General features: G+C 50.4%; 20 protein-coding genes. 9 read left to right on the top strand and 11 right to left on the bottom strand.

Going from position 1 to position 22,430, the window contains the following annotated elements; translation table 11 throughout:
• Positions 1-7 precede the first annotated feature (7 nt).
• The 3 genes from ACKTS9_RS02165 to ACKTS9_RS02155 all read right to left on the bottom strand — a co-directional run bounded on the left by ACKTS9_RS02165 (position 8) and on the right by ACKTS9_RS02155 (position 3,814).
• Positions 8-634 carry a redox-sensing transcriptional repressor Rex gene (locus ACKTS9_RS02165; protein WP_349214263.1) on the bottom strand — a complete coding sequence of 209 codons (627 nt, stop codon included), beginning with the start codon at positions 632-634 and terminating at the stop codon, positions 8-10.
• A gap of 65 nt (positions 635-699) precedes the next feature.
• Positions 700-1,857: an isocitrate/isopropylmalate family dehydrogenase gene (locus ACKTS9_RS02160; protein ID WP_349214265.1), complete on the bottom strand. Its 1,158-nt coding sequence runs from the start codon at positions 1,855-1,857 to the stop codon at positions 700-702.
• 19 nt (positions 1,858-1,876) lie between these two features.
• Entirely contained in the window at positions 1,877-3,814 is a 1,938-nt protein-coding gene (locus tag ACKTS9_RS02155; protein WP_349214267.1) for an aconitate hydratase, read from the bottom strand.
• 161 nt (positions 3,815-3,975) lie between these two features.
• Here ACKTS9_RS02155 and ACKTS9_RS02150 point away from each other — a divergent pair, with 161 nt between their 5' ends.
• The 4 genes from ACKTS9_RS02150 to ACKTS9_RS02135 all read left to right on the top strand — a co-directional run bounded on the left by ACKTS9_RS02150 (position 3,976) and on the right by ACKTS9_RS02135 (position 10,374).
• Positions 3,976-4,692 carry a ClpP family protease gene (locus ACKTS9_RS02150; RefSeq protein ID WP_349214269.1) on the top strand — a complete coding sequence of 239 codons (717 nt, stop codon included), beginning with the start codon at positions 3,976-3,978 and terminating at the stop codon, positions 4,690-4,692.
• 157 nt (positions 4,693-4,849) lie between these two features.
• The gene (locus tag ACKTS9_RS02145) at positions 4,850-7,450 is read left to right on the top strand and encodes an FtsK/SpoIIIE family DNA translocase (RefSeq protein ID WP_407878706.1); all 2,601 of its coding nucleotides are present in this window, start codon (positions 4,850-4,852) and stop codon (positions 7,448-7,450) included.
• A gap of 60 nt (positions 7,451-7,510) precedes the next feature.
• Positions 7,511-9,400 carry a YgiQ family radical SAM protein gene (locus ACKTS9_RS02140; RefSeq protein WP_349214272.1) on the top strand — a complete coding sequence of 630 codons (1,890 nt, stop codon included), beginning with the start codon at positions 7,511-7,513 and terminating at the stop codon, positions 9,398-9,400.
• Positions 9,349-10,374 (top strand): ComEC/Rec2 family competence protein, encoded by a 1,026-nt coding sequence (locus ACKTS9_RS02135; protein ID WP_349214274.1) that lies wholly within the window; start codon positions 9,349-9,351, stop codon positions 10,372-10,374. The genes ACKTS9_RS02140 and ACKTS9_RS02135 overlap by 52 nt, the downstream gene beginning before the upstream one ends.
• A 39-nt stretch (positions 10,375-10,413) precedes the next feature.
• Here the strand turns inward: ACKTS9_RS02135 and rlmD are convergent, their stop codons facing one another.
• From rlmD to ACKTS9_RS02095, 8 genes are all read right to left on the bottom strand, one after another.
• Positions 10,414-11,565 carry a 23S rRNA (uracil(1939)-C(5))-methyltransferase RlmD gene (gene rlmD / locus ACKTS9_RS02130; RefSeq protein ID WP_407878703.1) on the bottom strand — a complete coding sequence of 384 codons (1,152 nt, stop codon included), beginning with the start codon at positions 11,563-11,565 and terminating at the stop codon, positions 10,414-10,416.
• A 16-nt stretch (positions 11,566-11,581) separates the two neighbouring features.
• A complete protein-coding gene (locus ACKTS9_RS02125; protein WP_407878701.1) occupies positions 11,582-13,249 on the bottom strand; it encodes a recombinase family protein in 1,668 nt (555 codons plus the stop codon).
• Positions 13,233-13,475, bottom strand: coding sequence for a helix-turn-helix domain-containing protein (locus ACKTS9_RS02120; protein ID WP_178535234.1), 243 nt, complete (start codon positions 13,473-13,475; stop codon positions 13,233-13,235). The genes ACKTS9_RS02125 and ACKTS9_RS02120 overlap by 17 nt, the downstream gene beginning before the upstream one ends.
• 87 nt (positions 13,476-13,562) lie before the next feature.
• Positions 13,563-13,745, bottom strand: a complete 183-nt coding sequence (locus tag ACKTS9_RS02115; protein WP_178535233.1) for a hypothetical protein — start codon at positions 13,743-13,745, stop codon at positions 13,563-13,565.
• Positions 13,729-14,715 carry a MobV family relaxase gene (gene mobV, locus ACKTS9_RS02110; protein WP_178535232.1) on the bottom strand — a complete coding sequence of 329 codons (987 nt, stop codon included), beginning with the start codon at positions 14,713-14,715 and terminating at the stop codon, positions 13,729-13,731. The genes ACKTS9_RS02115 and mobV overlap by 17 nt, the downstream gene beginning before the upstream one ends.
• Positions 14,712-14,933, bottom strand: coding sequence for an LLM class flavin-dependent oxidoreductase (locus tag ACKTS9_RS02105; RefSeq protein ID WP_178535231.1), 222 nt, complete (start codon positions 14,931-14,933; stop codon positions 14,712-14,714). Before ACKTS9_RS02105 ends, mobV begins: the two co-directional genes overlap by 4 nt.
• Positions 14,934-15,324: 391 nt before the next feature.
• Entirely contained in the window at positions 15,325-16,704 is a 1,380-nt protein-coding gene (locus ACKTS9_RS02100) for a phage/plasmid primase, P4 family (RefSeq protein ID WP_407878695.1), read from the bottom strand.
• Positions 16,682-17,302: a CHC2 zinc finger domain-containing protein gene (locus ACKTS9_RS02095; RefSeq protein ID WP_178535229.1), complete on the bottom strand. Its 621-nt coding sequence runs from the start codon at positions 17,300-17,302 to the stop codon at positions 16,682-16,684. Before ACKTS9_RS02095 ends, ACKTS9_RS02100 begins: the two co-directional genes overlap by 23 nt.
• A gap of 219 nt (positions 17,303-17,521) precedes the next feature.
• On the opposite strand from ACKTS9_RS02095, the gene ACKTS9_RS02090 reads away from it, so the two are divergent.
• The 5 genes from ACKTS9_RS02090 (at position 17,522) to ACKTS9_RS02070 (ending at position 22,430) form a co-directional block, all read left to right on the top strand.
• A complete protein-coding gene (locus tag ACKTS9_RS02090; protein WP_407878692.1) occupies positions 17,522-18,367 on the top strand; it encodes a sigma-70 family RNA polymerase sigma factor in 846 nt (281 codons plus the stop codon).
• 31 nt (positions 18,368-18,398) lie between these two features.
• A complete protein-coding gene (locus tag ACKTS9_RS02085) occupies positions 18,399-19,310 on the top strand; it encodes a hypothetical protein (protein ID WP_407878690.1) in 912 nt (303 codons plus the stop codon).
• A 593-nt stretch (positions 19,311-19,903) separates the two neighbouring features.
• The gene (locus tag ACKTS9_RS02080) at positions 19,904-20,113 is read left to right on the top strand and encodes a helix-turn-helix domain-containing protein (RefSeq protein WP_178535227.1); all 210 of its coding nucleotides are present in this window, start codon (positions 19,904-19,906) and stop codon (positions 20,111-20,113) included.
• Positions 20,114-20,137: 24 nt separating this feature from the next.
• Positions 20,138-20,686 (top strand): DUF6680 family protein, encoded by a 549-nt coding sequence (locus tag ACKTS9_RS02075; protein WP_138303343.1) that lies wholly within the window; start codon positions 20,138-20,140, stop codon positions 20,684-20,686.
• On the top strand, positions 20,673-22,430 hold the full coding sequence (locus tag ACKTS9_RS02070; protein ID WP_178535226.1) for a site-specific DNA-methyltransferase: 1,758 nt from the start codon (positions 20,673-20,675) through the stop codon (positions 22,428-22,430). The genes ACKTS9_RS02075 and ACKTS9_RS02070 overlap by 14 nt, the downstream gene beginning before the upstream one ends.

Genomic DNA, 22,430 nt, shown 5'->3' with positions numbered 1-22,430 from the left:
AAGAGAATCAATTATTGCGGACGCGATAACCCAAACTTATCAGACTATCGCCCAAATGGACATTTTCTACGGTAATGCCATCGTAAACCACTGATAAGTCGTAATGGCTGAAATTCCAATATCCTTTGATGCCAAGAGCGACAAGGGAAGGGGCAAGTTCCTGTGCACTTTGACGCGGAATGCAGAGAACCGCAACTTCAGGATGATGCTCTTTGCAAAATGATTCCAAGTCCGCAATGTCCAAAATGTCTACGCCGGAAAGCTGGCGCCCGATTTCTTCCGGGTTCTTATCGAACGCAGCGATTAGTTGGTATCCTTTGGCTTCAGCTGTCAAATAGCCGGAAATCGCGCGGCCCAGACGACCGGTTCCAATTAAAATTGTATCCAACTTTTTTTCGCTGAACAGGAGATTGGTGATTTCCCGCAGCAATACATCCACGTGGTAACCAATGCCCTGTTGGCCGAAGCCGCCAAAACAGTTGAAGTCCTGACGCACCTGCGAGGCGGTCGTTCCCATAATTTTGGCAAGTTCACTGGAAGAAACTTTTACAACGCCGTTTTTATGCATATCAGAAAGATAGCGATAATATTTGGGCAACCGTTTGATGACCGGCAGAGAAACCTTGTTCTGCATGGTTTGGATTCACCCGACCTTTTTAGAATAAAATTTTTCTTTCCGCTGCTGTAAAGTGCGCTCTGTCAAAGCGTTTCAATGGTGCGCATCACATAATCGCCGAATTCCTCACAGGTGCAGCCCGTGTCACGTCCGGTGATGGTAAGCGCTTTTTCCTCAAACATGCATTTATCCAGCGCGGCAGTCAGCTGGTCGGATTCTTTTTGATATCCAATGTGGGACAGGAGCATGGCGCTTGCGCGCAGCATGCTGCAGGGATCTGCATATTTGGCGCGGCCCTCCTTGACCATACGGGGGGCGGAGCCGTGAATCGCTTCAAACATTGCATATCTTTTGCCAATGTTTCCGGAACCGGCGGTGCCTACACCACCCTGGAATTCTGCAGCTTCATCGGTAATGATATCGCCATATAGATTCGGCAAAACAAAGACCTGGAAGTCCTGACGGCGCTTCGGGTCGACCAGTTTGGCGGTCATGATATCAATGTACCAGTCATCGGTAACGATTTCCGGATATTTGGCACCCATTTCCTGGCAGAGACGCAGGAACTTGCCGTCGGTCGCTTTGACAATGTTTGCCTTGGTGACGATGGAAACACGGTTTTTGTGGTTTTTGTGCGCAAAATCATAAGCAAGTGCAGCAATTCGCTCCGTTCCGTCTGTAGTGGTGACGGTGAAGTCAATGGAAATACCGTCCTCGGTTTCAAAACCGCAGCTGCCGAGCGTGTAGGCTCCTTCTGTGTTTTCACGGAAGAACGTCCAGTCAATGCCCTGCTCCGGTACTTTTACGGGGCGAACGTTGGCGAAAAGGTCCAATTCTTTGCGCATAGCGACGTTGGCGCTTTCGATGTTCGGCCACTCGTCTCCGGCGCGCGGGGTGGTTGTAGGGCCTTTCAAAATGACATGGCATGCTTTCAATTCGGCAAGCACATCATCCGGGATCGCCTTCATATGTGCGGCGCGGTTTTCAATGGTAAGACCGTCGATTTCTTTGAAAACGATGCGGCCTTTGGCGACGTCATCTTTCAAAAGGAAGCGAAGAACACGCTCAGCCTCGTGTGTGATGGTGGGACCAATGCCGTCACCACCGCAGATGCCGATGACGATTTGATCCAGCTTGGAATAATCCACAAAGTCACCCTGGGCGCGCATCTTGGCAACGCGGGCTTTTTGTGCTTCAATCAGTTCTCCAAATCTTTCTTTGGCTTCGTTTACAGATACCATGATCAGAAGCTCCTCTCTTTTATTTCAGCGTTTTTTCACGGGTGAAATTCAGCAAACCGCCAGCTTTGATGATTTCGGCCTGACGGGCGGAAATATCACATTTCAGTGCAAATTCAGCGCCGGTCTCTTTGTCACTCAGGCGGATCTCTGCGCCTTCCAGACCCGCAAAAACGTTGTCAAGCACCAAAGTGTCGTTCAAGTTGATTCGTTCGTAATCATCCGGATTTACAAATTCCAGCGGCAGAATGCCTGCATTTACCAGATTGGCTTTGTGGATGCGCGCGAAACTTTTGGTGATGACAGCACGGATACCCAGATACAACGGTACAAGGGCCGCGTGCTCACGGCTGGATCCCTGACCGTAGTTGGAGCCGCCTACGATAAAACCGCCGTCAGCAGATGCCAGAGCGCGTTTCGGAAATTCCGGATCACAAACTTCAAAACAATAATTGGCCAAATGAGGAATATTGGAACGATAGGGAAGAATTTTGCTTCCAGCGGGCATAATGTGGTCTGTGGTGATATTATCGCCGACCTTCAGCAGGCAGGGAAGTTCAAAAACATTTTCCAGAGGTTTCGCCTGCGGAAGCGGCTTGATATTCGGGCCGCGGAGAATCTCCACTTTTTCGTATTCGTCCAGGCTTGCCGGGAGATCTACCATATTGTCATTCACGGGGAAGGTTTCGGGCATCTGAACGGGAGCAATTGCAGGCAATGTGGTAGGATCGGTGATGTATCCGGTCAGGCAGCTTGCCGCGGCAGTTTCCGGACTGACCAGGTAAACTCCGGCATCTCGTGTGCCGCTGCGTCCTTCGAAGTTTCGGTTGAATGTACGAAGGGAAACACCGGCGGAATTGGGGCTCTGTCCCATGCCGATGCAAGGGCCGCAGGCACTTTCCAAAATACGTGCTCCGGCATTGAGAAGATCGGTCAACGCACCGTTTTCGCTGAGCATGCTCAGAACCTGACGGCTGCCCGGCGCAATGGCAAGACTGACTTCCGGACTTACGGTTTTGCCTTTCAGCATTGCAGCAACAGTCATTAAGTCGGTATAGCTGGAGTTGGTGCAGCTGCCGATACAGACCTGGTCTACCTTCGTCATCGAGAGGCTCTTGACCGGTTTTACGTTATCCGGGCTGTGGGGGCATGCGGCCAAAGGAACCAGTTTGCTCAGATCGATCTCGATCACTTCGTCGTAGACGGCGTCTTCGTCCGAGGCAAGAGGCACAAAGTCATCTTCACGCCCCTGCGCACGCAGGAACTCATGTGTTACTTCATCCGAGGGGAAAATAGAAGTGGTAGCGCCCAATTCGGCACCCATATTTGTGATGGTGGCACGTTGCGGAACGCTCAGTGTTTTAACACCCTCTCCGCCGTATTCAATGATTTTCCCGACGCCGCCTTTGACGCTCATGATACGCAGCACTTCCAGAATGATATCTTTGGCACTGACCATCGGCTGCAAATGACCGGAAAGTTTGATCAACGTCATTTTCGGATAAGGAATGTAGTATGCACCGCCCCCCATGGCAACAGCGACGTCCAGCCCGCCGGCACCAATCGCCAAAGCACCAATACCACCGGCAGTGGGGGTATGGCTGTCAGAGCCGATGAGCGTTTTCCCGGGCTTGGCAAAGCGCTCCAGGTGTACTTGATGACAGATGCCATTTCCGGGACGGGAATAGCGAACGCCAATTTTCTTGGCAATCGTACGGATAAACCGATGGTCATCCGCATTCATAAAGCCGTTCTGCAGGGTGTTGTGGTCGATATAGGCCACGCTCAATTCTGTTTTTACCCGCGGAATTCCCATGGCTTCGTATTCCAGATAGGCCATGGTGCCTGTTGCATCCTGCGTCAAAGTTTGGTCGATGCGCAGTCCGATTTCGTTCCCGACTGCGGGGGTGCCGTCAACGAGATGAGCCGCAATAATTTTTTGTGCAATCGTCTTTCCCATAGTTCGCGCTCCTTTTTGCCACAGTCCAAGCGGCAATCTATATATACTTATTTATAATAATGGTTTGCGGCTTTTTTGTCAATGAAACCAGTGTTAGGGGCCGATGCATAAATACTGCATAAAGCGGAAAAAATAAGGGAAAAGAAAGGAAGTGTGCCCGGATGGAAAAAGAGCGGGAACGCGCAAAAAAAGAACATAGCAACGACCCTGAAGAAGTGCAGCGTGAGATACTGGAAAAAGACTATATGATGGAAATGGGCTCTGTGCTGAGGACCAGAGGTCCTCATGCAATTCATTGCCTGACTGTTGTGGGGCAAATCGAGGGACATTCCATTGCGCCGCAAAATCAGAAGACCACAAAATACGAACACGTAATTCCACAGCTGGTGGCCATTGAAGAAGACCCGGATGTGGAAGGCCTTCTTGTAATTTTAAACACAGTAGGTGGAGATGTAGAAGCGGGACTGGCGTTGGCGGAGCTGATCAGCGGGATTACCAAACCGAGTGCTACACTGGTCCTGGGCGGTGGACATTCCATCGGAATTCCGTTGGCAGTTTCAGCGCGGCGAAGCTTTATTGTGCCTACTGCCACCATGACAATTCACCCGGTGCGCCATTCCGGTCTTGTGTTGGGTGTACCGCAAACCATGCGGTACTTTGAACAGATGCAGCAGCGTATTACAGGCTTTGTAGCATCGCATTCCCAGATCAGCGAAAAGCGTTTTAGGCAGCTGATGATGAGGACAGGGGAACTTGTGATGGATGTGGGAAGCGTGGTTGATGGAGCGACCGCAGTGAAAGAAGGATTGATCGATGAATTGGGTGGACTGGGGGATGCATTGGCGTATCTCTATCGTGAAATCGAACAAAAAGGATAAATATGGTTTGTAAATTCATCCAAAATCACATTTTACAAGTTGGCGTTTTGATGATATACTGATAAAGTAATTTACTGCACCCTTTTGAGGGAGAAAAAACAGAAAACCGTTCGGGATTTCCCGGCGGTGTTACATACACAGGTACAGGGGTAAGAGCATGGCAGCAAAAAATACAAAGAGAAAAAAACAATCAACGACCCGCACAGGGACCCGGGCACGCTCCCATAAGCCCAAGAAAGATATGGCGGAACAGTGGAGCATATTGATTTTCGGAATCGGCGTTTTGGTCGCCGCTATGACCTATGTGCAGGGGGCGTCAGTATGGAGCTGGATCCGTTCCAATTTGCTGTTCGGTGTGTTTGGCGTCAGTACATACCTTTTAGCTCCGGCAATTCTGTACATTGCGGTTTTGGTTGCCATCGGCATGCCAATGAAGAAGAAAACAGCGCAAATCCTTTTGTGCATGGCACTGGTGAGCGGAGCTGTTTTAGTCTTTTCAAAGACTGACATGACGGGACTGAATTTTCAGGAAGGAATCATCGCACTCCACCAGAATGCGGCGGCGCATCCTTTTTCAGGTGGTGTTTTAGGCGCAATTTTCGGTTGGAGTCTGCTGGCACTCTGCGGTCGTCCGGGCGCAGATATTCTTTTGGTGATTTTCCTTTTGATTGGCCTGATGATTGTAACAGGTGTGACGCCGGGTCATATCTACTATTACTTTTTCGGTCAGGCAAAACGCATGAAGGAGAAAAATGCAGAGAGAGTTCAGCTGCGCGCGGAACGCATGCGGCAGCTGGAAGAGGAGCGTCGGGAGCAACAGCGTCTGGCAGAGCAGGAGCAGCAAAATCGCCAGCCGGATTTTTCCATTGATCTGAATGCTTATCAAAGCGCGGCGGAGCATCACAAACGCACATCTTCCATTGATATCGAATTGGGCAATCAGCCGGTTTCACAAATTGGCTTAAAAGAGGAAAAGCGGCCGGTGATAGGCCCGGGCGGAACATTTGGCATTGAGCCGGACCATCCTGTGATGCCGGTGGCACGTCCGACTGTGCCCGCTTCCACAATGTCGGAACCGCAGAAGCCCCAGCAGATAGAGCAGGCAGCGCCCATGAAAAACACCGTTGAAACCAGGGAGCCTGTTTTGGAAAAAACAGAGCAGACGGAAACGGTTCAGGAAGCAGAAATCGCATCTTTGGTGCGGAAAGCTGCCGGTAATGCGCAACCCAAAGAAGAGGCAAAAGCGGCGGTTCTCCCGGCGAATCAGGCGGATGAGAACTATGCCTATCCGCCCCTCAGTCTGTTCCAAAAGGCAAAGCCTGCCGATGAAGAGGACATTGAAAAAGAGCTGACGCACAATGCGGACCTTTTAGTAAAAACACTGGCGAGTTTTGGGGTGAAGACGCGCCTTCTGGATATCAGCCGGGGACCATCGGTTACACGTTATGAGCTTCAGCCGCAAACAGGGGTGAAAATCAGCCGTATTACAGGTCTGGCGGATGATATTGCACTGAATCTTGCCACATCCGGCGTTCGTATTGAAGCACCGATTCCCGGCAAGGCGGCGGTTGGAATCGAAATTCCCAATAAAACGCGCACGATGGTCACGCTTCGCAGCATTTTGGAATCGCCTGAGTTTTCTACCAGCAAAGCGCCGCTGACCTTTGCAATCGGTAAGGATATTGCGGGACAAAGTCAAATTGGCAATCTGGCAAAAATGCCCCACCTTTTGATCGCAGGTACAACTGGTTCCGGTAAATCGGTATGCACCAACTCGATTATCATGAGTTTGCTGTATCGTTGTTCACCGCAGACACTGCGTATGATTTTGATCGACCCCAAAATGGTTGAGTTTGCGCAGTATAACGGTATTCCGCATTTGCTGATGCCGGTTGTGACGGAGCCGCGCAAAGCGGCAGGCGCTTTGGGCAGTGCGGTGGCCGAAATGGAAAAACGATACCATCTCCTTGCGGAAAACGGCGTCCCCAACATCGAGGAGTACAATGCTTTGGCAGAGGAAAACGCGGCCCTTGAGAAGATGCCTTATATCGTCATTGTAATCGATGAGCTGGCTGATTTGATGATGGTTGCCGGCAAAGAGGTAGAGGACTATATCTGCCGAATTGCGCAAAAGGCGCGCGCTGCGGGAATGCATTTGATCATTGCGACACAGCGTCCTTCTGTGGATGTTATTACCGGTCTGATCAAGGCAAATATCCCGTCGCGCATCGGACTTTCGGTGATGAGCCAGATCGACAGCCGGACGATTCTGGATACAGGCGGTGCAGAAAAGCTGCTGGGGAATGGCGACATGCTGTATATGCCGGTAGGCGTCAATAAGCCGGTGCGTGTGCAGGGGACTTTTGTCCGTTCAGCAGAAATCCGCGGCGTGATTGATTTCATCAAAAAACATTCCAGCGCGGATTACAATCAGGAAATGATTGCCGAAATGGAAAAACGGGCAGTTGCGGAGAAGGCCGGCAGTGGGGCTGGCGCGGAGGAGAATGATTCCCGAGACCCGATGCTGGATACTGCCATTGAAGTGGTGATTGATGCGGGACAGGCTTCTACCAGCCTGCTTCAGCGGCGCTGCAAGCTTGGATATGCCCGTGCGGCGCGTATCATTGACGAAATGGAGCAGATGAATATCATTGGGCCTTATGAAGGAGCAAAGCCGCGCCAGGTGCTGATTACGCGCGATCAATGGATCGAGATGCGTATGCAGCGAGACTCCGACGCGGATCCCAATGCAGTTTGATGGGGCTGTAAAAGGCGGGTCTGAGTGACTCGCCTTTTTTGAAAGAATGGAGCAGAAGGAATGGAACAGAATTTTTTACCCATAACCCGTGAAGAAATGCTGGCGCGCGGTTGGCAATATGTGGATTATGTGGTGGTCACGGGAGATGCTTATGTGGATCACCCCAGTTTTGGTGCGGCAATCATTTCTCGATTGCTGGAAAAAGAGGGGTACCGCGTAGGCGTTCTCAGTCAGCCGGACTTTACGACCTGCGAAAGCATGAAAGAATTTGGACGGCCCCGCTATGGCTTTTTTATTGGCGGCGGCAATGTAGACAGTATGGTCGCGCATTATTCCGTTGCCAAAATCCGCCGGGATCGCGATGAATATACACCGGGCGGTGTTCCTGGAAAGCGACCGGATCGAAGCGCAACGGTCTATACACAGATGGCGAAACAGGCATATCCGGAACTCCCGGTGATTTTGGGCGGACTGGAAGCTTCTTTGCGCCGTTTTGCCCATTACGATTATTGGATGGGCACGGTTTTGCCCAGCATTATGGAGACAAGCGGGGCGGATTTGGTATCGTTTGGTATGAGCGAGCATCAAACCGCGGAAATCGCCCGCCGCCTGGCAAAGGGTGAAGATATCCACTCCATCACGGATGTGGCGGGAACATGCTATATGACGGACTTCGCGCACTTGCCGGCGCAGTATGTGGAGTGCGCGGGCTTCCACAAGGTCAGTACGGATAAAATCGCTTATGCGAAGGCGTGCCGCATCCAGATGGACCAGCAGGACTGTGTTTCAGGCAAGCCGGTTGTTCAGAAACAGAGCGAAAAATACCTTGTGCAGAATATCCCTTCCACACCGCTGACACGGCGGGAGTTGGATGAAGTGTATGCGATGCCCTTTACACGGCGATATCATCCCAGTTACGAGGCGCTGGGCGGAGTGCCTGCCATTGAAGAAGTGGAGTTTTCCATTATTCAGAATCGTGGCTGCTATGGCGGCTGTAATTTCTGTGCGATTACAATGCATCAGGGACGCCGGGTAACATCCCGCAGTGAAGCGAGTATTGTGGCAGAAGCTGAAGCCATGACAAAAGCGCCTAACTTTAAAGGATATATTCACGATGTGGGGGGACCTACGGCGAATTTTAGACTGCCAAGCTGTGCACAGCAGATGACAAAAGGAATGTGCAACGGCGGAAAGCATTGTCTGGCTCCGCAGGCTTGCCCCAAGCTGATTGTGGACCATAAAGAATACTTAAAAATTCTGCGTCGGTTGCGAGCGCTGCCTGGCGTCAAAAAAGTTTTTATCCGCAGTGGAATTCGTTATGACTATCTGATTTTGGATAAGGATGAAACCTTTTTTAAAGAACTGATTCAGCACCATGTCAGCGGCCAGTTAAAAGTGGCACCGGAGCATTGCGCGCCCAATACACTTCGTTATATGGGAAAACCGCCCGTGGAGGTCTATAACAAATTTTCAAAACGCTTTTATGAATTAACGCGCCAGGCGGGGAAAAAGCAGTACCTGGTGCCTTATTTGATGAGCAGTCATCCCGGCAGCACACTGAAAGATGCTGTGCTACTGGCGGAATATCTTTATCGCAATCGTATTCGGCCGGAGCAGGTACAGGATTTTTACCCAACGCCTGGGACCGTTTCCACCTGTATGTTTTACACTGGATTGGATCCGTATACGCTTAAGCCGGTGTATGTGGCCAAAAGCCGGGAAGAGAAGGCGATGCAGCGAGCCTTACTGCAATATTATGAGCCGAAGAATGCACAGCGTGTGCGCAAGGCTCTCCAATTGACTCACCGGGAAGATCTGATTCCGTTCCTGGTTCCGGGTGGGCAAAAAGAACGAGCTGCGGCAAAACAAAAGCAGGGGTTCCATAAAGGAGTACAGACGTGGCAAAAAGAAATTGGAAAAGACAGAAAGCGGCCTTCAAGGCGAAAGTAAAGCGCCGCATAAGACAGGCCATGGGCGCTTTGGCAGCTGTTCTGCTGGTTTCCGCCGGTGTGATTACGATTGGCGAAAATCAGGATTGGGCTACACCCAGCTGGAGACAAATTTATGCGGAATTTGGAATTGGAGAAACAGTTGGAATTCCATCGGATGCACAGGGCGCGCAGACTAAAATTCACTTCATAGACGTGGGGCAGGCAGATGCAACACTTTTGGAGCAGAATGGAGCGTTTGCGCTTGTTGATGCAGGCACCCAGGATGCACAGCAGGACTTGCTGGATTATCTACATGAAGCAGGAGTAGAAGAACTGGGTTATGTCATAATGACACATCCTCAGTCTGATCATATCGGCGGAATGCGTGCAGTGCTTGATGAGTTCCCGGTGGAACAGGTGCTGTTGCCGGATTTTGATAAAGCGCCGGTAGAGTGGTGGCCTGCCACGGAGCAATTGATGGCCTGTATCGGGAAACAACAAAATCCGGCAATCGTGATGACGGCAGGTGACACATATACGTTGGGGGACGCGACAATCACGGTTTTGTTGGACGGCGTAGAAAGTGACAATGTGAATAACATTTCGCCAATTCTTTTATTTGAGGCACCGGGCGTGCGTTTTCTGATGGAAGGCGATGCAGAAAAACAAGTGGAGCGAGCGGCGTTGGAAAACGGAACAGATCTCCGCGCCACCTTGTTCAAAGCGGGGCATCATGGTTCGGCTACATCTAATACAGAAGAGTTTGTTCAGGCGGTTCATCCGCGCATTGCGGTAGTGAGCTGCGGCGAAAACAATTCGTATGGTCACCCACATGAAGATGTTCTGGAGACTTTTCGTCGGGAAGGCGTACAGGTTTTCCGAACAGATTTGAATGGTACAGTTGTGGCTTATGTGGATGAAGAAAATGTTTTGCGAATTGCAGTCACAAAGTCGGAAGAAGCAGAGGAGTCTTCTTTGACAGCAGTGGCATAAAAAAGAGGAGCTGACTCAGCTCCTCTTTTTGCTAGGTGATCAATTTTTATCATTTGGATGCGTTAACAGGACGCAGCATTCAATGTGCTCTGTATGAGGAAACAGGTCTACCGGTTGAATCTCTTGTACATGCCAGCCGCGCTCACATAAAAACGCAAGATCTCGCTGTTGGGTTTGCGGATTGCAGGAAATATAAACGACTTTCTGCGGAGAGAGACGACAAAGCGCGTCCAGAAACTCCTCTGTGCTGCCCGAGCGAGGCGGATCTAAAAAAACAATGTCCGCATGTTCTTTCTGCGCCGCCATTCGTTGCAGAAAAAAAGAAGCATCTGCACAATGAAACCGGGCGTTTTTAATTTGATTTGCCCGTGCGTTTTGAACAGCGCAGGAAACTGCCTGACGATTGCTTTCAACTCCAATCACGTGGCCGACGCTCTTAGAAGCAATCAACCCAATGGTCCCAACGCCGCAGTAAGCATCCAGAATGGTTTGAGATTTATCCGGATTTGCCATTTGAATCGCTGTACGGTAGAGAACCTCTGTTTGTTCAGGGTTGATTTGGTAAAAGCTGGATGCAGACAGCTGAAAGCGAACTCCGCAAAGGCTGTCTTCAATCCACCCTTTTCCATAGAGCACTTTTTGAGAAGGACCGAGAACGGCGCTGGAATACCTTGGATTAATATTTTGAACGACGCTGCTTACCTGTGGGCAAAGAGCCCGAAGACGGCTTACAAAGGCCTTGGAGCCAGGGAGAATGGATGTCGCGGTAATCAGTACCACTAATATTTGTCCGGTGGAGCAGCTTTGGCGGACCAGTACATGACGAAGGAGGCCAGTGCGGCGATCTTCGTCAAAAGGTTCGTAATGGCAGGCGCGCGCAGCCTGGCGTACGGCATCAATCGCAGTGTCCAGGTCCGGATGGTGCAACAGACATTTTTCTACAGGAATGACCTGGTGAGAGCCTTGTTTATAAATACCGCTTGCCAACTTGCCATCTTTTCTGGAAAATGTGGAAATTGCCTTGTTGCGATAATAGAAAGGCTCCTTCATTCCTAAAATAGGCTGTACTTGACCGAAATCTCCAAGAAGAGAAGCAACAGTCTTTTGCTTGTGTTGCAACTGTTCCGAATAGGAGCAGAAGAGAAGAGGGCAACCGCCGCATCCTTTATTTTTGGCTGAGCAATGATGCATTTTGCTTTCCTCCTAATTACGGGCGCATTAACCCGATCACTGCCTCGAGCATTGTCCCGGATTCCAAGGGCAGTTCTGTTACTTCCTGCCCATTCACAGGAACCGGAAAATTGAACACCATGTTCCTGATCCAGTTTCCATCCTTCTGTTTTTCTGGATACAGGTCAATTCGTTCAATGAACGCTCTCATAAACTCTTTTTGCTCGATTTCCGTGGCAGCACCGTATACTTCATCGAAGGCCAGCAGAAGTTGGTAAATATTGTCGCCAGAGATTTTTTCCTGCCGGATACTCTGAATCTGGCTCTTTACTTCATCTATCTGTATCTCGATTTCTTCTATTCTACCATACTGTTCATCATATCGCCGCTGCAAATCCAAAATTTTTCTGTCGAAATAGGGATCGTTAATATCCAGCGTGTCCATCTGACGCTCCAGCCTTGCTTTAATGCCCAAGGTCTGACGAAGCTGTGCCTGGAGTGCGACGAGCTGCTTTTCCAAATCCTCGGTATCAACAGATGTCCCTATTTTCGCCTTGATTGCTTTGGAGAATTGCGGGTCATTGACCATAGCCGAAATGATTGCCGCAACCATGCGGTTCATCTCAGTCTGTTCAATGTTCACACGGAATGTGCATTTGTGTCCGGTTGCGCCCAACGTATTTTTGCAGTAATAGTAATAGCGGGTTTTCTTATCCTTACTGTGTGCCTTGGCTATATTTCCATAAAGGCTTTTGCCACAGCAGGGACATTTCAAAATACCGGACAGGATATGTGCGTGTTCCGGGTCAATTACTTTTTCTCTCCTAAAGGCGTTGGCCTTCCGTTTATCCTGTGCCAGGTTCCAATCTTCTTCCGAAATAATTGCCTCATGCTGGCCATCGTAGATCGGGAACTCGTCTTGCTCGACCACGTGCATCTCGTTTCTTGTTCCCAGTTTCTTTTCCGTTCTGCGTCTGCCGTAGGCGATCTTCCCCATGTAAACAGGATTGTCCAGAATATCTTTCACAAAATTGGAAGAAAAGCCGGGGATCGTACCATTCTGACGGATTTTCTTTTTGTATCCGTGGTCATTCAAATACTTCGCAACACCGTTGATCCCATCGTTGGTATGGATATATCTGTCGTAAATAAGCCGTACCACTTCCACTTCATCTTCGGCAATTTCCAATTTACCATCCACTAATTTGTAGCCATACGGGGCAAATCCGCCGTTCCATTTTCCCTCACGGGCTTTCTGCTCACGACCTGCCATTGTCTGCGTCCGAATGTTTTCACGTTCAATTTCCGCCACAGCAGAAAGGACGGAGATCATCAGCTTGCCGGAATCCTTCGAGGAATCAATGCCATCCTCCACACAAATCAAGTTGACACCAAAGTCCTGCATCAGCTGTAAGGAGTTGAGAACATCCGCCGCATTTCTACCAAAGCGAGACAGTTTGAACACCAGTACAAACGAGATATCGTCCTTGCCCTGTTGGATGTCACTCAGCATCCTCTGGAACTCCAGCCGTCCCTGGATGTTCTTGCCGGAGAAGCCCTCGTCAGAATACTCTCCGACAATGGTCATATCTTCATACTCGGCGTACTTCCGCAGCTTATCCTTCTGGGCGTCCAGACTGTATCCATCCACCTGCATGGAGGTGGAAACTCTTGTGTAAATATAGCACTTAGTCCGTCTTTTCATGGCTGGAACTCCTTTCTCCGGCGTGTTTCTGTTCAGCCGGTGATTTTATCAATCCTTCATTGCGGATGTAATACTCCAAAAGACGCAGGACATATTCTGGCGCATGGCGGTTATCCAATTCCCATTCTGTTACTGTTCGATAGGGGATATTAAAAAATTTGCAAAAGTCCTTACGGTTCATACCTGTCATTTCCCGCAGTTCTTTTATTTTGGTTTTGCAGTCCATCGCATCATCTCCATAAATAAAAAACACACGTTGCGTAATTATTATAGCATCGGCCCAACAATTACGCAACGTGTAAATTGTAAACTTTTAAGCAGCGTCAGCAAAAGAACTGCTTTGCTTCGTATCTGGCTGTTTTTGCAAAGAAACAGGAGCAGCCGTCTGGTGCTGCTCCAAAACCTGTTTTCCATATTTCAGCATCAACTTTGTCATTACATCAATGCAGCGGTCAAAAGCCGCATTATATTTCGGATCATCATAGATTTTGCTCAATAGGCCGCTCCTTTCTCCCGTGGCTATCACGGGCATACACATCAAAAACTTCTTTGGGAATTCGATCCAGTACAGCAACAGCGTCAGCATAGTCCCGCCGCAGCTTGGCATCGGCCAGCTGCTTCAAAGTGCTCTCTTGGGTTGCTTTCTCTAGGGATTGCTCTAGCTGAGCGTTCTCCTGTTTCAGCTTTTTGTTCTCCACGGTGGTTTCCGTAAATGCGACCTGATACTTCTTCATGGTGCTGTGCATCTGCTCCACAGCCGGGATATACTGATCCAGTAGAGCTGCAATCTCGGCAGCTCTGCTTTTTGCGTTAAAGGCTCCAATACCGGCCAGCAGTTCCTCCAGCTTGGCTTTTTGCTTGGTCAGTCGGGTCATCTCTTTGAACACTCTAGGCGGGATGTGGTCACGTCCGGTCTGGCTGGCACTTTCCCCACGCTCGAGGTCGGGATATTTCCGCACCATGTGTTTCCAGAACTTGTCCTGCCACTGGGTCAGCTTTTTCTTGTTTCCCACGATCTCCTTGGCGCTGAGCCTGCCATCCGCAGTCAGCGGGACAAAAGAAAGGTGCATATGGGGCGTTTTCTCGTCCATATGCACCACGGCGGATATGATTGTTTTAGGGTCTTGATTTTGCTGGAGAAAGGTCAGCGCCTCTTGAAAATAGGTTCTGATCTCAGATTTCTTGTTTCCCTGAAAGAACTCCGGTGTGGCAGTTACCAGGGCTTCCACGACTCGAACACTGTCTGACCGTGTACGGCAACCCGCTTCCTTGATCTGCCGCTCCGCCTCCGCACGATATTTCCGCTGCGGCTCGATCAGATGGAAATTATACTTGCTCCTGCTGATGTCCACATCGGGATTGCTGGCGTATTTCTCTTTGGTGCGCTCGTTGTGGGCTTCAATATTCCCGATCTCCGGCCCTTTGTACTTGGCAAAGCGGAGAATGGCATACTGCGGCTTGCTCATGCTCTGTCCCTCCGTTTCTGCCAGATCAGATCGTAGCCCAGCACGTCGGCCAGCTCCACAACCTCCTTGTAGCGGATGGATTCCCGCTGGAGCTTGGCGGACAGGTTGGAAACACTGTCCGACCAGCCGTATTCCTCATGGAGCCGGTCAACTACCTCCTGCATGGTATATCCGGCCCGGACGATCTGTGCCTTAATCTCGTTGCGTACCGTCATCATAAAAAATCCTCCTAAATTTTCTTGATAAAAAAGCGAAGCCGGTACGCCCTCTGGCATAACCGCTTCGCTGTATGGTAAAAAATCTCCTTGTCACCAAATCCGTTCAGAATTGCCGGTGTGATGTCCTGCTCATAGGTCGCACCTTCCAACTTTTCCGTTTCGTGTGACTTGGCTTGAAACCGTGCATTTTCTCATAATTCCATGCATCCGGTTCACTGGGGCGAGAAGCACGGTTTCGCAAAATGATTTCTTCCAATAGGCAAATACTTTTCGATTTCCACTTGCCTTGATTTAACATGGGGATTTGACCGGTGATTCTGATTGCCATAGCCGCCGAATTGCTATAAAAGGGGGAACAAGGGTCAATCAAAGCGTACGTACGTACACGGTATCAGCGCCGCCATTCCTCCGGCACATCTTCCGGTACGTACGTACGCATCGAATCATCGGAAAACACTGATATATGATTTCTCACCAATACCTCAATCCCCAGAAAGCCACGCACCCGACGTCCGGCTGCGTTGGTCACATTGTTGCAGTATTCCAGATTGTAGCGGCTCTGGCAGGCGATCAGGGCTTCGCTGAAGCTGCGGGGCTTCAGGGCGGGCAGATTGTTTTCGGTACAGTAAATCTGGTATGCTTCATACAGTTCTTTGGAACTGGCGGACATATCGGCTTTCAGGCGAACATACCCGTCAGAATCCAGAAAATCATAGACATTGTTGTTGTCCCGTTTGACTGCCTCCCGGTTTTCTCTGGTGCGGTCACTTTCGGTGAACTTGAAGTTGTTGGCAGCCAGCCGCTGCAAACCCTCAAAGGCCCACAGCAGTATGCCCTCCACCTCGGCCTTCATCTTCTCCGCAAGGTCGGGATCATCCACACGGCCAGCAGGCTTTTCCTTTGTGGTCAGCACCAGCTGACGGCGGTAAAACCCATCACTCCGGTCAAACAGAGCCTGCAAATCTCCGTTGGAGAAGGCCAGCAGCCGGGCGCACATCCATCCCTGATAGTTCTGCTTGCCCTTGCGCTCCAAATCCATCTTGCCCTGGGCAGTGACGATGGATTTCACATAGTTGGTCTGGCGCAGGGCCTCCATTCGCATATCGTCATCCACGCACAGGAGGATATGTTCCAAATCGGCACGGGCAAACCGGTTTTCGGATATTTTCCCGATGCTGCCATCCTTCATGTTGGAGCCGAACAAAACTCCCAGCACAGCGCCGATCTGAGACTTCCCTTCGCCGCCATTGCCCTTGATGACCATCATTCGCTGGCCCTTATTGCTGGGAATCAGACAGTAGCCGATGTATTCCTGCAAGGTGGGAATGTCCTCCGGGTAGAGAAGGTCATCCAGAAATTGCAGCCAGAGGACAGGTTTCGGGGCGTTGGGGTTATAGGCCATAGGGAAGCGGTTGCGGACGATTTCAGGTTTTCCCTCCACAAACCTCCCATCCAGAAAAAGCGTCCCGTTGGAAAGATGAATCCGGTCCGGCTCCGGTGGAAAATCCTCCACCAGCGCCGCCAGCTTCATCAGCTCCACAATGTTGCTGATTTTGCGGGGAATATTGCTGACCGCACAGCATTTCAGCTCCTCAAAAATTTCTCCTCGCAGGGGCAGTTCATCGGTCACGCGGCCTTCGGGTGTGAAAAAAGCCCCGTTTGTGAAGATGATCTTGTGCGTCTGCAAGAACTCATCACAAAACAGGGCTTCGTTGATGTTTTTTCCATCGAACCAGACGGGCATCCCGTCAGGCTGCTTGTTTTTCTTCATGGGTAACTTCCTCCTTTTTCAATCTCTCCAATCGTTCCTCCAAACCGGCGATCAGGCCATCTTTGTTCAGTATTTCTACGATTTTTACCCGCTGTTCCAGCTCGGCGGCAATGAGCAAATCTGCCAGATACTCCACATAGTCCAGCATCTGGCAGGCTTCCACAAACCGGTCATCCAGAACATCTTCCGGTGTCTTGGGTGTGTACTGCACCTTCCAGCTTTCCAGAAGATGCAGATAATCGCACAATACCCGCAGGCAGCGCACCTCATCCTGACGGTATGCTCTCAGCAGGGGGCGTTCCGGTTTGGGCAGGGCGATTGCCGCTGGTGGCTTGTCCGGGTCAATCCCGAAGTCATGAGCCAGCTCTTTAGCCGCCTCGTAGCTGCTCAGACCAAACAACTTCGCCACAAGGTCGATCACGTCGCCGGTAGCTCCACAGCCAAAACAGTAAAAGTACCGCTCGTTCAGCTTCATGCTGGGGTGCCGGTCATCGTGGAAGGGACAACAGGCCATGCCGTTTCGGCTGACGTGCAGCCCATAATAGGCCGCTGCTTCTGGAACACGGACAACTTGTTTTATCAGCTCAAACCATGTCATTACTGCTCACTCCCTTCCGAAAGAAAATCCTGGGTTCCGTTCTTTACCATAGAGCCTCTCTTTCTTGCGCTTCCGGCGCAGCTGTTGTATAATGTTGGTACAGTTCCGAAAAAAGTAATCTGCTTTCAGATTATCCTTTCACTAATAGGAGAAATCCCGGGTGTAAAACGGAACCATTTTTTTGAAAAATCATAAAAAAATTTTGAAGGGGGTGGAGTCATGACGTATCTCACAGATGACGAGCTTCTGGATACCGAAGATGGCTTCACCGAATGGGATGAGGACGTAGCCGCCGGATCGGCGGGGGAAACGCTGGAACAGGCCCTTGCGGAAGAACGCCTGGCAGAGCTGGGAAGCGAGCTGGAGCAGGACGAGCATCCCGTTGATTATGATGCCGAGCTGGAGACTGAGGAAGAAGAAGCGGCTCCGGTCAGCGAAAAGCGACTGAAACGGGAGATCCGGGCGGAAGCCATGCGTCGGCTGGAGGAAGCGGCCCGCACCGAAAGCGATTTCCGGGTGGTCGTGGACGAATGGGACAAGCTGGACCGGAACCGGGAGCGCCGGGAGCGGGACCACGAAAACCTCCGTGGGGATGTGCCGCTGGAATATCAGGCGGTGCCGGAGCCAAAGCTCATCCCCCGATGGATGAACACCCCTGCATACCGGCAGCTGATGGCCGGGAATTTTTTGGACGTCCTATTTGACTGCCCCTATGAGATGCACCAGCTGAGTGCCGACCCTTTTATCTCCGGCATGATCGAAAATCTCAGCGAGGAACACAAGGAAGTCCTGTATTTTCTCTCTTTGCGGCTGTACAGCACCGCCCGTCTTGCCGCCATTCGTGGGCAGTCTGACCGCAACATCCGCAAGCTGCGGAAAACCATCCATAAAAAATTGCAGCGCCAGATGTATGACCATCTGTGCAGCAAGCCGGAAAACGGCCTAACCTTGCGGGAGCGTCGGTTTTTAGAGGAATACTCAAAAATCGCAAAGAAACAGGGCAAGGATGCCGTGATCCGGCGGGAGAACAAGACCAAGCGCAGAAAAAAGAAAAACCGCCCCTGATGACAGGGACGATGGAACAGAGAGGGCGTGTATGATGAAAAATTTATTTGAGCAGTCCCGTTCCCATTGGGTGCGGTACGACCATTACGAGATGAAAACAGCCGGGGACGGCAAGCGGTACATCACCCCCGGCAAAAACGCAAAGCCGGATGTCTACAATCCTTTGAAAGAAGCCCCCGACATTGTGCTGGATGCGCTGAATGTGGGGATGCTGCTGATGGGGCGCAAGCCGGAAGCAGAAGTGGAAAAGGCAGTACTGGAATTTGTCACCCGGTACGGCCTGCTGGGGCTGATGACCGCCTTGCCCACCACGCCGACCTTTATGGAGTACGAGGCGGTGTACCTGCCGAAAAACCACTTCATCAAGGAAGAATCCATGGCAACAGACCAATATCTGTCCCTCTTTTACCCCTTCGACCAGCTGGATGTGGTGAAGAAGGGCATTGAATCCACATGGAATGTGTCCGGCGACCGGAGTATGATTGCCCTGACCATGACCTTCATGGACGAGCCGATGGCCAAGAATATGAGCTTCCAGCGGGCATATGCAGAGCCTTACGACTGGGTCACCCAGCAGTTCAAGGATTGGGCGTTCACCCTGACCACATCCATCTTGTACTACAATGACTACGACTCCATTGATGAGGACACCCGGGGGCTGTACCGCAAAGCCATGGCTGTATTCGGCGGAATCGCCCCCAGCTACCACATTGAGCTGCTGGACAAGCCCACTATTTACTGGGATTTTCACTCTCTGCTGCTGGGTATCCAAATGATGTTCAGTTTCATGCTGGTGGACGATGACCAGCCTCTGCGCCTGTGCAAGCATTGTCAGAAGGTGTTCCTGGGCAGCCGGTCCAACGCCGCTTTTTGCAGCCCACGGTGCAAGAACCAGTACAATGTCTATAAGAGCCGTGAGAAGTCCAAGGGAGAAGTAGACTAACGAGGGTGCTGTCGCTGCGGCGGGACGGGAGTTGATATACCTTTGCTTCCTTTTCCGTCCAGGCAGATTTTGCCCTGTGAGCAAATCCCGATTTCGTCCGTAATCGCACAAAATCCGCCTGCCCTACTGCCGCCGAGAAGTGTCTACCCGCTGCCCATCTGCCCAAGTTGCAGATGCCGCAGTCAGCCCCTTCCCGGCGACAGCCGGAAGCAAAGGTATAACACACTAGACTTTCCGTGGGAAAGTCGTGTGCCAAGGAAGGCGCTGCCCTCCTTTGGAAACCTCCTGCCAAGGGGAACGCTGTTCCCCTCTGGACACCCCGCCTGTCCATGCAGTGGCTATCCATCCTGCTTCCGCACGCCGGATACGCTCCTACCCGAACAGGTAAAACAGGCACAGAGATTTGCCCGGGTGGCGGGCAGATTACTGTGCCTGTTTTTGTTCAGCGGTGGCTGGGCAAAGCATACGCGGAAGCCTTGCAGAACCCTCGGTCTTGGTTGGAGATTTTCGTATTGGAGTGCGAAAACTAATTGTCCCAATTCCCTATATCTGGTATAATAAAACAGTCGAATTTTCTGACCGGAGGTACCCATATGGCCATCTCTTACAATAAGCTCTGGAAACTGCTCATTGATTGCAAAATGAGCAAGGCAGACTTACGCCGAGCGGCGGGAATCGCTCCCAATACTATGACAAAACTAAACCGCGATGAAGAAGTGACCCTCGAAACACTCGGGAAAATTTGTGGTGTGTTAAAAGTCAATGTCGGAGATATTGTGGATATTTTTCCTGATGCTCCATAACAAGATAGAAAGAGAGGGAGATCTATGACTCCATTTGAAATTGTAACTGCCATTTTGAACTTGCTTGCACTTATCCTGATTCCCATAATAGCCGTGATAATTGGTCAGCATTTGCAAAATGTTTCAGCAAAACGAAAAGATAAAATGGACGTGTTTAAGACGATGATGATGAACAGAATCGGCTGGTCCGTTGAAGGTACACGAGCCATGAACATTATTGATATTGTTTTTTCGGATGATAAAAATGTTCGACAGGCTTGGAGTGAATATTATCATGCTCTTTGTGTCAAGGACCCAGATGAAATACAGTTAAAGCAAATGCAGCAAGCACAAGATAAATTACTTGAGAAAATGGCTATTTCTCTTGGATATAAGGATAAAATCACATGGGAAACCATTCAGAATCCTTATGTTCCGAAAGGGATGATGGAGGCAATGGATCAGCAACAGATCATCCAAAAAGGACAGACAGAGCTTGCAAAGGTAGCTGGTGCGTTTGCTCAAATGATCAATACTAACGCAGCCAATCAAGCGCCAAACCGACAGGAGGATAATCCCCATGCCAACACTTGAATGGATTGGAAAAGATAAAGTGGTAAACCACCACCAGGAGGTGCCTTATCGGGTGCTGGAGCGCCAGTACAGCTATGATGGAGCTGGGCAGCACGCCGAGGACAACGGCAGCGAAAACATGATTATCCATGGCGACAATCTGGAGGCGCTGAAAGCCCTGCTGCCCCAGTACGAGGGCAAGGTGAAGTGCATCTATATCGATCCGCCTTACAACACTGGCAACGAAGGCTGGGTGTACAACGATAACGTCAATGACCCCAAAATCAAAAAGTGGTTGGGTGAAGTGGTTGGCAAAGAGGGCGAGGACCTTTCCCGGCACGATAAGTGGCTGTGCATGATGTACCCCCGCTTGAAGCTGTTGCAGCGACTGTTAGCGGATGATGGAGTTATTTTTATCAGTATTGATGATACCGAGTATGCCAATCTGAAACTAATTTGCGATGAGATTTTTGGAAGCAGCTGCTTTGTATCAAATATTTCATGGCAGCGGACATATTCTACCCGAAACGACTCCAAAGGAATTGTGAACGAAGTGGAGCACCTGATTGTTTACAGTAAACAGCCAGGCTGGAGTCCTAACAAACTTCCAAGAACAGCCGAAATGAATGCTAAATATAAGAATCCAGATAACGATTATGCCCCATGGAGATCTGACAATGCCTTTGCAGCAGATGCTTCAACCCATCAAGGAATGGTTTACGCTATCCAACACCCTATGACCGGAGAATTACTTTATCCAAGTAATGGAGCGCACTGGAGATATTCACAAGATGTTATGTTAGAGACAATGCGCGGCTGGTGCGATTATGAACTACGGGACCTGAATGACGCAAAGGAACGTGCTGCTGTATGCGGTGTTCCAGAATCTGAAGTGCGCAAAGGGGTTCAGGCTATCGTTTTGTCAAAATCTTTGGAAGAATCTGCTGTACGAGCAAAAGAGGTATACAAGCGCGGTCAGTGGCCTCGTTTCTTTTTTACTAAAGGCGGAAAAGGCGGTATTGCCCGAAAAACATACCTTGAAAATGTAGGTGGAAAACTTCCTACTAATTTTTGGCCGTTTTCTGAGACAGGACATACGGACGAAGCCAAAAAAGAGATGCTGGCAATTTTCAATGGGAAAGCAACTTTTGACACACCTAAGCCCCGCCGATTGTTGGAATATGTACTCACGATTGCAGGTAATCAAGATACTCTGATTCTCGACTCCTTTGCAGGTTCAGGCACTACTGCCCATGCTGTGCTGAATATGAACAAGGCCGACGGCGGCAACCGTAAATTCATCCTTGTAGAAATGATGGACTACGCCGACAGCATCACCGCTGAGCGTGTCAAGCGGGTAATTGACGGTTATGGAGAGGGCAAAAAAGCCGTGGAAGGCACCGGCGGCAATTTCAGCTACTATGAGCTGGGGCCTGTGCTTCTGCTGCCGGACGGCAACCTCAACGAAGAAGTAGGCCCGCAAAAAATCCGGGAATACGTCTACTATATGGAGACCAAAGAGCCCCTTCCCGCCGAACAGCCCACGGACGAGCCCTACTTCATGGGCCTGTGCCGCAACACCGCCTATTACTTCTACTATGAGCGGGAACATGTCACTACGCTGGACCATGCCTTTTTAGCTACCGTCCAGACAAAATCCGAGGGCTACACCATCTATGCCGACCTATGCGCCATCCCGCAGGAGACACTGCGCAAGCACAATATAACCTTTAAGAAAATCCCCCGAGATATTGCCCGGCTGTAA

Source organism: Owariibacterium komagatae, assembly GCF_045865535.1.
GTDB lineage: Bacteria > Bacillota > Clostridia > Oscillospirales > Ruminococcaceae > Ruthenibacterium > Ruthenibacterium komagatae.
The sequence above is the reverse complement of the archived record's forward strand: the minus strand, read 5'-3'. Positions and strand labels throughout refer to the sequence as shown.